Consider the following 13,102-nt stretch of genomic DNA (forward strand, 5'->3'; position numbering starts at 1 on the left):
GGTGACACAGGCGCTGGTGCTCGACCGGGTGAGCAAGGAGTTCACCCTGCGGCACGCCCGGTCGATCAAGAACATGACGGTCCGGGCGCTGCGCCGGGAGCGGCTGCGCGACCGGTTCACCGCGCTGAACGAGGTGTCGGCCGAGCTGGCGGTGGGCGACTCGGTGGCCCTGCTCGGCACCAACGGGTCCGGCAAGTCCACCCTGCTGAAGATCATTTCAGGGGTGCTGCCGCCGGACCGCGGCCGGGTCCTGGTCCGCGGCCGGGTGGCCGGCCTGATCGAGGTCGGCGCGGGCCTGCACCCCGAGCTGACGGGCCGGGAGAACGTCTTCCTCAACGGCGCGATCCTCGGCATGGACCGGGCCGAGACGCTGGCCAAGTTCGACGCGATCGTCGAGTTCGCCGACATCGGCGACTTCCTGGACCAGCCGGTCCGCTTCTACTCGTCCGGCATGTTCATGCGGCTGGCGTTCTCCATCGCCGTCCACACCGACCCGGACGTCTTCCTCATCGACGAGGTCCTCGCGGTCGGCGATCCGCTGTTCCGCGAGAAGTGCATCGCGCGCCTCACCGAGTTCCGCGCCAGCGGCCGCACGATGGTGATGGTCGCGCACGACGTCAGCCTCCTGCGCGACCTGTGCTCCCGCGGCATCTTCCTGGAACGCGGCCAGGTCGTCTGGGACGGCGACATCGACACCGCCGCCGACCTGCTCGTCCGCAAGCGCAAGGAGAGGCGCGCCGCCATCGCCGCCGGGAGGACCGCGTGACCCGCCCGATGACCCGTCCGGACGCCCGCCCCCGGCTCCGCGAACTCGACCTCCTCCGCTTCGTCGCCGCCTTCGCGGTGCTCGGCCACCACTACGTGGGCCGCATCGCCGGATGGGGGCCGGAGAACTACTGGAAGCTGCCCGGGCTCGCCCGGGTGACCGCCTACGGCAACCTCGGCGTGGACCTGTTCTTCCTGATCAGCGGGTTCGTCATCCTGATGAGCGCGTGGGGGCGGACGGTCGGCGACTTCGCCGTCTCGCGGGTCACCCGCATCTTCCCCGCGTACTGGTTCGCCGTGGTGCTGGCGCTGGTGGTGTTCAAGACCACGGGGTTCACGCAGGTCCCGCCCGAGGCGGACGGGCGCGGACCGCTGCGCGCGCTGTTCCCGAACCTGACGATGCTGGAGTTCGGCACGGACACCAAGCCGATGGTGTCGGTGTTCTGGACGCTCGGCATCGAGCTGCACTTCTACGTGCTGATCGCGCTGCTGGTCTGGCGCGGACTGACCTACCGGCGCTGCGTCACCTTCATGATCGTGTGGCTGCTGGCCGGGGTGTTCGCCCAGGAGGCGCACTTCGAGCCCGGCGTGGTGATGCTGTTCCCCGCGTGGGCGCCGTACTTCGTGGCCGGCATGGCGTTCTACCTGATCTACCGGTTCGGCTCGAACATGGCGCTGTGGATGATCGCCGCCTGTGGCTGGGCGCTGGCCGTCTGGTACCGCAGCACGATCGTCAACCCGGACATCAAGCTGCCGCCCGAGCACGACCTGGTGATCATCACGGTGGTCTCGCTGATCTTCGTGGTGATGGCGCTGGTCGCCACGCGCCGGCTGTCCTGGCTCGCGGTGCCGGGTGCGACCGTCCTCGGCGGCCTGACCTACCCGCTCTACCTCATGCACGAGACGCTCGGCATGCCGATGCGCGACTGGTTCCGCGACCGGCTCGGGTACTGGTCGCAGCTGGTCCTCGGCGTCGCCGTCGCCCTGCTGGCCGCGTACCTGGTGTACCGGCTGATCGAGCGTCCGGCCCAGAAGTGGATGCGGCCGAGGCTGGCCGCGGCGCTGGCCCAGATCCGCGACCGCTCGGCCGCCGCCGAGGCTCAGGAGGCCACGGCGCACGCGCCGGCTTCGCCGCACGTGCCGGCACCCGCGTTCGGTCCCCTGCCCGTCCCCGCAACCGCGCCTGGACAGATGCCCGCCTCCGCAACCGCGCCTGGACAGATGCCCGCCTCCGCAACCGCGCCTGGACAGATGCCTGTCCCCCCGACCGCCGCCGGGCAGGTGTCCGCCTCCGCAACCGCGCCTGGACAGATGCCTGTCCCCCCGACCGCCGCCGGGCAGATGTCCGCCACCGCAACCGCGTCCGGTCAGGTGCCGACGCCCGGTCCGGCGGCGCATGGGCGGCCCGAGCCGGAGGCGTCGGCGCCTGGGCTAAGTTGATGGACGGCCCGGTGGTGTCCGAAAGGTAGGGAAGTGTTCCGTTCGAGGGTGCGGCGCCTGATGTGCGGCCTGCTCGCAGTCGTGCTGCTCCTCAGCGGATGCGGCGCCGACCGCAAGGAGCGGAGCAAGCCGAAGGCCAAGGGCGGGACGGCGTCGCCGGCGCAGGGCGGGCGGAAGCCGAACATCCTCTACGTCCTCACCGACGACCTGTCGTGGGATCTGGTCGACTACATGCCGAACGTCAAGCGGCTCCAGCAGCAGGGCATGACGTTCTCGAACTACTTCGTGGCCGACACGCTGTGCTGCCCGTCCCGCGCGACGATCCTCACCGGGCGCTACCCGCACAACACCGGCGTGCTCAGCAACGACCCGCCGACCGGTGGCTACGACGTGTTCAACCAGCGCGGCAACGAGCAGTCCACGTTCGCCGTCGCGCTGAAGAACGCGGGCTACCGGACGGGCCTGATGGGCAAATACCTCAACGGCTACGAGTCCACCAAGAAGCAGGGATCGTCCCGCACCTACGTCCCTCCGGGCTGGACCGAATGGGACGTCACCGGGCTCGGCTATGCGAATTACAACTACGACCTCAACAGCAACGGGACGCTGACCCACCACGGCTGGAAGCCGGGCGACTACCTGAACACCGTCATCTCCGGTAAGGGCGTCGATTTCATCAACCGCTCGGCGGACGCCAAGCAGCCGTTCCTTTTGGAGATGTCCACGTTCTCCCCGCACGGGCCGGCGACCGCGGCTCCCGAGGACAACCATAAGTTCCGGTCGCTCAAGGCCCCCCGGACGCCCGGCTTCAACGAGCCCGACATCGGGGACAAGCCCGGCTGGCTGCGCCGCTACCCGCTCCTCCGGAAGAAGCAGATCGCCGACATCGACGAGGCGTTCCGGCAGCGCGTCCGCGCCGTCCAGTCGGTGGACCGGATGATCGGCAAGCTGCTCGACACCGTCCGGGCGCGGGGGCTCGCGGACGACACCTACGTCGTCTTCAACTCCGACAACGGCTACCACCTGGGGCAGCACCGGCTGGAAGAGGGGAAGCTGACCGCGTACGACACCGACATCAAGGTGCCGCTGATCGTCGCCGGTCCCGGTGTCAAGGCCGGCGCCGTCGAGTCCCGCTTCGCCCAGAACACCGATATCTGCCCCACCTTCCAGGACCTCGCGGGCCTCACTCCGCCCCCGTCCGTGGACGGCCGCACTCTCGTTCCGCTCCTGCACGGCCAGCCGGTGACCGGTTGGCGTACGACCGCCTATATCGAGCACCTCGGCCCGCGCTTCAACAAGGACGACCCCGACCTGCCCAAGCAGTTCGGCGGCAACCCCCCGACCTACCACGCCGTCCGCACCGCGAACGAACTCTACGTCGAATACGAGAACGGCGACCGCGAGTATTACGACCTCACTCGCGATCCCTGGGAGCTGGGCAATCTCTATCCCCAGGCTCCAGCGTCACGCAAAGCCGAGCTCAGCGCTCTGGTCAACGAATACCGGACGTGCGGCGGCCCCAACTGCCGCAATCTCTGACCGGTCCCGGAACCGTCAGGACAGGGGAAGGGCGTTCTTCCAGAGACGGTACGTCCAGACGCCCCAGCGCCCGTCCGGCGTCCAGCCGTCGGCGACGGTGTGCACTACCTGTAGAAGACGTGCCGGGTCTATCCCTCCTCGACGACGGTGGGCGCGTAGGGCGAGCAGGGCCGTCGCCGACGTCTTCAGGCCGGTGAGGGCACGCTTGCTCCCGCGTGGGCGTCGGTTCACGTGGTGCTTCCCTTCAGGTGGGCGCTGAGCCAGCGGAGGACCTGCGGGAGGACGCGGTTCCAGGTCTCGAAGTTGTGGCCGCCGACCGGGAGGGTGAGGGCGTCGGCGCGCATGGGCGGTTTGACCAGGGAGAGGAACTTCTTGGTACCGGCCTCGTTGGTCTCGCCCTGCTCGCTGGTGGTGACCAGCGTGGAGATCGGCGGGGTGGGCAGGTTGCGCAGCCGCCAGAGCAGGTCGTTCTCGTTCCGGACGGCCTGGCTGCCGCCGTACAGGTCGCCGGTGGTCACGTCCTTGATGGCGTTGTAGTAGCCGGACATGGACGCGGCGGCGGAGAAGACGTTCGAGGCGCGCATCGCCAGCTTCAGCGCGCAGTAGCCGCCGGTGGACAGGCCGAAGACGCCCCAGCCCGTGCGGTCGGCGGCGACCGGGTAGGTGTTGCGGATCGCCTCGGGCAGGTCCTGGGTGAGGAACGAGGCGGTCTGCGGGCCGCCGAGGACGTCCATGCACTCGGTGTCGCGCCCCTGGCCGACGACCGGCCGCAGCAGCACGTAGATCGTCGGCTGGACGCGGTTCGCCTTCAGCTCGTCGAGGGCGGTCTGCGGCACCTTAACGTTGGTGACGAGGTTGCGCACCGCGCCGGGGTATCCGCTCAGGCCCACGGCCACGGGGTAGCGGCGGTTCTTCCCGTCCGGCTGGAAGTACTGCGGTGGCAGGTAGACGTAGGCGCGGGCGTGCAGGCCGGAGCGGACGCCGCGGATGTCCACGGTGTCCAGGCGGCCGTCGGTCTGCGGGGAGCCGCCGAAGGACAGGTCCGGGTCCCGCTGGATGATCTCCGAGGCCGCCGACGCGTTGCCCTTGGTGGACGGCACGATGCGGCCGCCTCCGCCGCCGCCGGCGCCCGCGAGCTCGCCCCAGGTCGCGTAGAAGCTGAAGTGGCGGTTCACCATGACGAGCACGAGCAGGATGACGAGGACCTGCGTGCCCGCGAACGCGCCGAGCCGGGCCAGGACGGACACCGGTCCCGGGCGGGCCAGCCGCCGCCAGCCGGCGACGATGCCGGTCACCGCGGCGAGCACCGCGACGATCAGCAGGATCAGCAGCGGCCAGCCGGTCAGGGACACGGATGCTCCTTGGGCGGTCTGGGGTGTCCGGAGGTGGTCAGGGGAGATTATCGGCTTTGTGATTCTTCTGATGATGCGGGCGAGATCCTTTACGATGCCGGACTTTGACGCGATCTCCAGGAGGTGCCGTGAAGCTCCCGTCCCGCCGCTCGGCGGCCGTGGGAACCGCGCTCGCCGTCGTCGTCGCAGGTGGGGGCGCCGCGGCCTGGGCGACCTCGTCCGAGAGCGGTCGCCCGGCGCCCGCCGGCCTGTCGGCGGACGCTTCCGCCGCCGCGTCCGGGCCGAAGCTGGTGATCCCGACGACCTTCGCGGACCCCGGCGTCCTCAAGGTCGGCCGGACGTACTACGCGTACTCGACCAACACCAAGGGCAGGACGCTGCCGGTGGCCACCGCCGCGTCGATGCGCGGACCGTGGAGCATCCAGCCCGCTGACGCGCTGCCCAAGCTCGGCGCGTGGGCGTCCGGCGGTCTGACCTGGGGCCCGGACGTGGCCCGGCGCGCGGACGGCTCGTACGTCCTCTACTACACCGCCCACAGCAAGGCCCGCGGCACCGGATGCGTCGGCGCGGCGGTCGCGAAGAGCCCGCTCGGACCGTTCAGCCCGGTCGGCACGGGGCCGCTGGTGTGCGACGCGCCCAAGGAGGCGAGCTGGGGCAGGCTGCGCGGCGAGATCATCGGCGCGGCGGCCTACGGCGAGAGCGGACGGCGCTACCTGGTCTACAAGGTCGGCTACAACGGCGCGAACCCGTGGAAACCGTCCTTCCTGCTGCTCCAGAAGCTGTCGGCGGACGGCCTGCACCGCGTGGGCGCGCCCCGCGTCATCCTCAAGCAGACCAACGAGCCGTACACGACCGAGGCCCCGTACCTGGTCAAGCACGGCGGCTCCTACGTGCTGTTCTACTCGTCCGGGCTCTACAGCCGCAGCAAGTACGAGACGCGGTACGCGGTGTCTTCCAAGCTGGGCGGCCCCTACAAGAAGGCGGGGACGCTGATGACGACCCAGAGCCTTCGGGGCAAGGTCAACGGCCCCGGCAGCGCGTCGGTCCTCCGCGACGGCAACACTTGGTGGATCGTCTTCCACGGCGCGCTCGACTATCCCGCCCACCCGACGTGGCCGTCCAAGGCCGAGCGTCCGAACCCGCTCGTGCGCGGGATGTACGTCGCCGAGCTCGGATGGTCCGGCTCGCGCCCGCACCTCCGGTGAAGCACCGCCAGCCTTCGCTAAAGCGCCCCAAGCTCCGATGAAGCGCCCCAACCTCCGATGAACCCGACGAAGAGGTCTCATGCGTAAGTCCCTGATCGCAGTCTCGGCGGCCGTCGCGGTCGCGGCCGTCGCCGGTGGCGCCGCCGCGTGGCCGCCGGGCGGCGAGCACCGGTCGTCCGCGCTCTCCGGGGCCGACTCCGCGCGTGCCGCGAGCGCGCCCCGGTCCGTGGCGAAGGTGATGTCCCAGGGATTCGCCGACCCCGGCGCCCTCAAGGTGGGACGGACGTACTACGCCTACGGGACGAACGGTCCGTCCCGCCACATGCCGGTCGCGTCCGCGCCGTCCGCGCTGGGGCCGTGGAAGCTGAACGGCGCGGACGGCCTGCCGAAGCTCGGCGCCTGGGCGAACCCGCGCAAGCCGGTCTGGGCGCCGGACGTGTCGCGCCGTCCGGACGGCTCGTACCTGCTCTACTACACCGCCTGGAGCGACAAGTACGCGCACATGTGCGTGGGCGCGGCCGTCGCGGGAAGCCCCGCGGGACCGTTCCGGCCGGTGGGCGCCGGCCCGGTCGAGTGCGTCGCCCCGAAGGCCGCCCGGCATCCGGGGACCAAGCCCGGCGAGATCATCGACGCGTCGGCGTTCACCACCGGCCGCGACCACTACCTGCTCTACAAGGTCGGCTACAACGGCGCGAAGCCGTGGAAGCCGTCCTTCCTCGTGATCCAGAAGATGACGTCGGACGGGACACACAAGTCTGGCGCGGCCAAAGTGATCCTCACCGAGACGAGCGAGCCCTACACGGTCGAGGCCCCGTACCTGGTCAGGCACGGTAAGTCCTACGTGCTGTTCTACGCGGCGGGCTTCTACGGCAACGACACCTACCAGACCCGCTACGCGGTGGCGTCCAAGCCGACCGGCCCGTACAAAAAGGGCGGCGTGCTGATGAGCACGTCCAGTCTGGGCGGCAAGGTCCACGGTCCGGGCGGTGCGACAGTGCTCAACGACGGCGGGACCTGGCGCGTCTTCTTCCATGGAGCGCTCAAGCAGAAGCCCCTCGTCCGCACCCTCTACACGGCCCAACTCGCCTGGACCGGCAGCCGCCCGTCCGTCCGCTGACGGCCGTCCTCCCGCCTCCGGAGCGGTCGCTCGGGTGGGTGATTACGGGGGAGTGGTGGCCGGATGTGGACAAGGGGGTGGGGAGTTTGGGTGATCTTGCGGCAGGTGGGGCTGGTGACTGGATTGGCGAGCCAAGTCGGGCATCAGGGGCCGTGTTCGGTTGAACGGGGCGCGCGGGGCGGGGTAGGTCTTTAGTCTGGGCGGGAGGAGCCTCAGCCGAGCCCGCCCCGAAGAGCCCGCACCGTCGTAACCAGGGGTCTGCCGACGTGACCGAAGTGCCGAGCGGTTCCGCGAGGGCGCGGATGGTCCAGGCTGACCGGCTTTACGTCGGGTGGCGGTACGCGCAGGTGCATCCGGACCCGGGGCCGCCGCCGAGCGCGCCCGAGCCGGTCCGGGCGGAGGGCGGACGGGCCGCCTACGCCACCTCGCGGGAGCTGAGCGCCGAGCATCTCGCCGGACGGCCGTTGCGGATCGCGGCGGCCGGGGGCGGGGCGTTCGCGGCGCTGATCATGCTGTGCGCGGTGTTCGGGGCGCTGCCGTGGGCGTTCGCCGGGGCCGGGCTGGTCGCGTGCGCCGTCGTGCTCGCCATCACCGGGACGCCGTTGTGGCGTAGCCAGCAGCACGCGCGGGCGCGCGCGGAGGCCGAGGCCGTGCTGGCCGAGCAGGAGCGCGTCGCGCGGGAGCGAGAGCGTCTGGCCGTCGTGCGCGCGCACGAGGACGCGCGGAAGGACTGGGAGCGGAAGCGGTCCGCCTACGAGGAGCAGCGCGAGTGGTATCCGGTCGCCGTGCCGAACGGCGTCGACCGGGTCGATGTCGTCGGCGGGACGCTCGCCGGGTGGACGGCCGCGGTGACGACGATGGGTGCGGCTCGGCTCGCGGTGGGGGCGCGCGTCACCGTCATCGACCTGTCGGAAGGCGCGGTCGCGCGGGACCTGCTCGGCGTCGCGGCGCAGCGGGGGGACGACCCGCTCGTGTGGGTGCTGCCCGGCGATCTGCCCCGGCTGGACGCCACGCGGGGGCTCGGGCCCGAGGCGCTCGCCGACGTCCTGTCGCTCGTGGTGAGCGCCGGGGAGCAGGAGGGCGGGACGCAGGACCTCTCGTTCGACAACTCGATCCTCGAACGGATCATCGAGGTGCTCGGGCCGGGCGCGACCATTCCGCGGATCACGGCCGCGCTGCGGGTGCTCGCGCAGGTGGGAGATCCCCGGGACGATCTGCGGCGGGGACTGCTGACCGACGACGAGCTCGCGCGGGTCGCGTCCCTGTTCGGACGGGACGCGACGGACCGGATCGTCGTCCGGCGGGCGTGGGCGCTGGAGGCGCAGCTCAGGAAGCTGGAGCGGCTCGCGACCGAGCCCGTCCACCTGCCGCCGTCGCGGCTGCACGTGATCTCCATGGACCGGCGTGCGGGGGTGCTCACCAACCGCGTCCTCGGGACGTACGTGACGACCGCGCTGACGCACCGGGTGCGGGAGGCGCCGCCGTCCGGACGCTGGGACCACACGCTGTTCCTCTGCGGCGCGGAGAAGCTGCGCGGCGACGTGCTCGACCGGCTCATCGACGCCTGCGAGGCGACGGGCACGGGGCTCGTCCTGATGTATCGTTCCATCGCCCCGCACGTCCGGGAGCGGCTCGGACGGCGCGGGCACGCGGCGGTCGGGTTCATGCGGCTCGGCAACACCGCGGACGCGCGGGTCGCCGCCGAGCACATCGGCGCGGGGCCGCCGCTGCTCGTCGCCGAGATCACCGACGCGCTGGGGGAGAACCTCCGGGACACCGCCGACGGCTACGCCAGCACGGTCGCGTTCGCCCGGCGGCGCGGCGACGACCTCAACGACCCGGTCTGGACGCCGCTGCCCGAGCCCGCCGCCGACGACTCGGTGCTGGTCGAGCAGATCAGCACGGCCACGTCCTGGGGGCAGAGCCTGCTCGGCACGCCCGAGGGCAAGCAGAGCCACCGGGAACTGGTCGTCGAGCCCGGCCAGCTCCAGGAACTGCCGCCGACCGCGATGATCTTCACGCACGCGGGCGCCGCGGGCCGGCGGACCCTCCTCGTGGACGCCAATCCCGGCATCATCACGCTGCCGACCGCGCACACCATGGAGTTCGAGGAGTACCTCCGCGAGCAGCAGGCCCTCCCCGAGGAGGAGCGACGACCGCTCCCCGAGGCGGAAACCGGAGCCGCAGCCGAGGCCGAGCGACCCTCGCGCGGAGGCGAGCGACCCTCGCATGAAGGCGAGCGGTCGCATGAAGGCGAGCGGTCGTTGCCCGCGGACGACGAGCCTCCGCCGCCGCTCGCCGCTCCCGTCAACGAGACCGGTCTGCCGCGGGTGCGGGAGGCGCTGGCCGAGCTGAGCGCGTCGGAGCGCCTGCCACGGCAGGCGCGCGGACGGCACGCGCAGACGTCCGGACAGTGGCGGATCGTCCCGCCACTGCGCTCCACCGGCCGCCACGCCGCCGACGACGACTAGACGACGAGCAGCGGGTCACGGCGGGCCCAAGGTGCTGGCGGTCGCGCCGACCGGCGGGTAAGGATGCACGGGTGACCTTCCCTCCGGGTACGCCGCCGCCGAGCTTCCCGTCCGGGCGGGGGCCCTACCCGCCGCCGCCGGACGAGTGGACGAACGTCCCGCGCCAGCCGCCGCAGGACGCCCCGCGCCAGTCCCCGCAGGACGTCCCGCGCCAGTATCCGCAGGATGACCCGCGCCGTTATCCGCAGGACGGCCCGGGCCGGTATCAGCAGGAGGTGCCGCTTCAGGAGTCGCGTCTCCAGAAAGTGGTGCTGCCCGGGCCGTGGTACCGGATCCAGGCGATTCCGGCACCCGAGCGGGCCGCGTCCGCGGAAGGGGACTTCGTGAGCGTCCTGCCGGCGGCGCTGTCGGCGGCCCGGCTCGGGCGGCCGTTCGTCGTCGGATGGCTGTCGCGGGGCGGCGGGGCGCCGCTGGAACTGGTCACGAACGCCGGTCCGGTCGGTCCCGGCAGCGGGTTGCTGTTCCCGAGCGGCGCGCGCGGCGTCCAGATCGGCGAGGAGTGGCTGGACCGCGCCGAGCGCATGGTCTGGACGCGCTGCCCCGGACGGCTCGCCCCGCCCGGCCCGACGACCGGCGGCGAGAGCGGTCCGGGACTGTTCGAGTCGACGCTGGTCACGCTGATGGAGCGGCCGTTCGGCTGGTTCGTCGTCGCCGATCCCTGCGACGAGAGGCAGCTCGACGCGGAGATGCGCGAGCTGCACCACGAGCTGCGGATGCTGCGGCGCGGCGAGGACGAGCAGGCGCGGCTCGCCGTCGCGCGCGCCGACCGCCGCCTCGCCGAGCTGGACGCGTTCCGCGAGGCCGGGCTGTGGCGGGTCCGGGTGCTGGCGGGCGCGGCGTCCGAGGCGGAGCTGGCGCAGATCGCGCCCGTCCTCGTCGGGTCGCTGGAGATCGGCCACCATCCCTACCGGCTGCGGTCGGGGCACGGCAGCGGCGGGTTCGCCGAGATGCTCGCCCCGGACGCGGCGCCCGAACGCGCCGGCGCGCCCGTCCTGCCGGACGCGGAGCAGAAGTTCGGGTTCACCGCGACGGCGGGCGCGCTCGCGGCCCTCGCCGGGCTGCCCCGCCGCGAGGTCCCCGGCCTGCGCGTGCTGGACGCGGGGTACTTCGACGTGACGTCCGAGACCGGCGAGGACGGGACGGCCACCGACGCGATCGGGCTCGGCGACATCCTGGACGGCCAGGACCGCGTCGTCGGCCGGTTCGCGGTGCCGCGCTCGACCGTCAACCGGCACGTGTTCGTGACCGGCGCGACCGGCGGCGGGAAGTCCCAGACCGTCCGGCACCTGCTGGAGCAGCTGACCCGCGCGGGCATCCCGTGGCTGGCGATCGAGCCCGCCAAGTCGGAGTACGCGGCGATGGCGGGCCGGATCGCCGACCTCGGCGCGAAGGTCACCGTGGTCAACCCGTCCGACCCGGCGGCGGTGCCGCTGTCGGTGAACCCGCTCGCGCCCGAGCCCGGCTACCCGGTGCAGGCGCACATCGACATGGTCCGCGCGCTGTTCCAGGCCGCGTTCGACGCCGAGGAGCCGTTCCCGCAGATCATGGCGCAGGCGCTGCAGCGGGTGTACGAGGCGTGCGGCTGGGACGTGGTGACCGGCGGCGGCGTGCCCGGCTCGCTGATCGAGCCGACCGTCCCGACGCTGGAGCAGCTCCAGAACGCGGCGCTCCAGGTCATCCAGGACGTCGGGTACGGCCGCGAGCTGATGGCCGACGTGCAGGGCTTCGTGGACGTGCGGCTGCGGTCGCTGCGGATCGGGTCGGCCGGACGGTTCTTCGAGGGCGGGCATCCGGCCGACATCGGCGGGCTGCTGCGCGACAACATCGTCCTCGCCATCGAGGACGTCGCGAACGATGAGGACAAGGCGTTCCTCATGGGCACGCTGATCATCCGCGTGGTCGAGCACCTGCGGATGCGGTCGCGCGCGCACGGCCCGGCCGAGGGGCTGCGGCACGTGATCGTGATCGAGGAGGCGCACCGGCTGCTGCGCAACCGCGGCCCCGAGCGGACGTCGTCGCACGCGGTCGAGCTGTTCGCGGGGCTGCTCGCGGAGATCCGCGCGTACGGCGAGGGGATCGTGGTCGCCGAGCAGATCCCGACCAAGCTCGTCCCGGACGTCATCAAGAACACCGCGCTGAAGGTCGTGCACCGGCTGCCCGCGTTCGACGACCGGCACGTGGTCGGCGCGGCGATGAACCTCGACGCCGACCAGTCCCGCGAGGTGGTGTCGCTGCGTCCGGGCGTCGCGGCGGTGTTCGCGGACGGCATGGACCGTCCGCTGCGGGTGCGGATCCCGCTCGGCGAGGGCCGCGAGGAGGCGCGCCCCGGCCCGCCCCCGCCGGTGGACGGGCGGCGCTCGGCCGCGTGCGGCTGCGAATGCCGCGCCGGACGCGCCTGCACCCTGTACGAGCTGCGCGAGGCCGACCTGCTCGCCGGGCACGCCGACTGGGCGTGGCTGCGGCTGTGGGGCGAGACGCTCGTGCTCGCGCACGTGGTGGACCGTCCGCTGCCCGCCGTCCCGGCCGAGCTGGGCCGGGCCTGGTCGCGGCTCGCGCCGAGGCTGCGCGAGTGCACCCTCGCGACGGTCGTGGACCGGGCGGTGACCCGCCGCGCCCGCGCGCTGCGCACCGCCTACCCGCCCGCCGACCTGACCGCGGCCGTCGCCGACGTCGGCACCAAGCTGCTGTCCGGCGCGCACGACCAGGCGGGCGTCCGGCCGGGCGGGCAGTGGGTGATCGCCCAGCTGCGCTGGCTGCACGAGCTCGACCGGCTGTTCCCCTACGGCGCGGGCGCGCCCGACAAGCACGCGCTCGCGCCGCCGCTCGACTACCGGCTGCCCGGCCTGCGGGACGTCCCGGAGGCGCGCCTCGGCCACCGCCTGCGCGGGCTGCGCCGCCACCCGCTGTCGATGGAGCTGGCGGCGAACCGTCCGCCGGCGCTGCTCGCGCTCGCGGGCGAGGACGACCACGCCGCCTTCTACGCCGACCTCTCCCTGGTCGCGATCGGCATGGAGGAGGACGAGCAGATCGGCTTCGTCGCGGCCGCGATGCGCGTCGAGTCGTGGCTGGAACCCGTGCTGAGCTGGCCCGCCCGCTTCATCGCCCCGTTCGAGGACCCGTCCGAAGGGCTGCCCTTCCTGGTCGGCTGACAGC

Annotated in this window: 8 protein-coding genes; 7 read left to right on the top strand and 1 reads right to left on the bottom strand. The window is 72.4% G+C overall.

Annotation, left to right across the window (positions count from 1 at the left end):
- Position 1: 1 nt before the first annotated feature.
- From ACFPCY_RS38605 to ACFPCY_RS38615, 3 genes are read left to right on the top strand one after another with little or no spacing between them, the layout of a single operon-like run.
- Positions 2-766, top strand: coding sequence for an ABC transporter ATP-binding protein (locus tag ACFPCY_RS38605; RefSeq protein ID WP_378264015.1), 765 nt, complete (start codon positions 2-4; stop codon positions 764-766).
- Positions 763-2,205, top strand: a complete 1,443-nt coding sequence (locus tag ACFPCY_RS38610) for an acyltransferase family protein (RefSeq protein WP_378264017.1) — start codon at positions 763-765, stop codon at positions 2,203-2,205. The genes ACFPCY_RS38605 and ACFPCY_RS38610 overlap by 4 nt, the downstream gene beginning before the upstream one ends.
- 33 nt (positions 2,206-2,238) lie before the next feature.
- Positions 2,239-3,744 carry a sulfatase family protein gene (locus tag ACFPCY_RS38615; protein WP_378264019.1) on the top strand — a complete coding sequence of 502 codons (1,506 nt, stop codon included), beginning with the start codon at positions 2,239-2,241 and terminating at the stop codon, positions 3,742-3,744.
- A 227-nt stretch (positions 3,745-3,971) separates the two neighbouring features.
- On the opposite strand, the gene ACFPCY_RS38620 is transcribed toward ACFPCY_RS38615, so the two are convergent.
- Entirely contained in the window at positions 3,972-5,096 is a 1,125-nt protein-coding gene (locus tag ACFPCY_RS38620; protein ID WP_378264021.1) for an alpha/beta hydrolase, read from the bottom strand.
- A gap of 128 nt (positions 5,097-5,224) precedes the next feature.
- On the opposite strand from ACFPCY_RS38620, the gene ACFPCY_RS38625 reads away from it, so the two are divergent.
- The 4 genes from ACFPCY_RS38625 (at position 5,225) to ACFPCY_RS38640 (ending at position 13,098) form a co-directional block, all read left to right on the top strand.
- On the top strand, positions 5,225-6,301 hold the full coding sequence (locus ACFPCY_RS38625; protein ID WP_378264023.1) for a glycoside hydrolase family 43 protein: 1,077 nt from the start codon (positions 5,225-5,227) through the stop codon (positions 6,299-6,301).
- Positions 6,302-6,380: 79 nt separating this feature from the next.
- On the top strand, positions 6,381-7,418 hold the full coding sequence (locus tag ACFPCY_RS38630) for a glycoside hydrolase family 43 protein (protein WP_378264025.1): 1,038 nt from the start codon (positions 6,381-6,383) through the stop codon (positions 7,416-7,418).
- Between the two features lie 302 nt (positions 7,419-7,720).
- Positions 7,721-9,889, top strand: a complete 2,169-nt coding sequence (locus ACFPCY_RS38635; RefSeq protein WP_378264027.1) for a hypothetical protein — start codon at positions 7,721-7,723, stop codon at positions 9,887-9,889.
- Between the two features lie 71 nt (positions 9,890-9,960).
- The gene (locus tag ACFPCY_RS38640) at positions 9,961-13,098 is read left to right on the top strand and encodes an ATP-binding protein (protein WP_378264029.1); all 3,138 of its coding nucleotides are present in this window, start codon (positions 9,961-9,963) and stop codon (positions 13,096-13,098) included.
- Positions 13,099-13,102: the final 4 nt, after the last annotated feature.

Origin of the sequence: Actinomadura gamaensis, from assembly GCF_042652125.1 — a bacterium.
GTDB classification, from domain to species: Bacteria; Actinomycetota; Actinomycetes; order Streptosporangiales; family Streptosporangiaceae; genus Spirillospora; species Spirillospora gamaensis.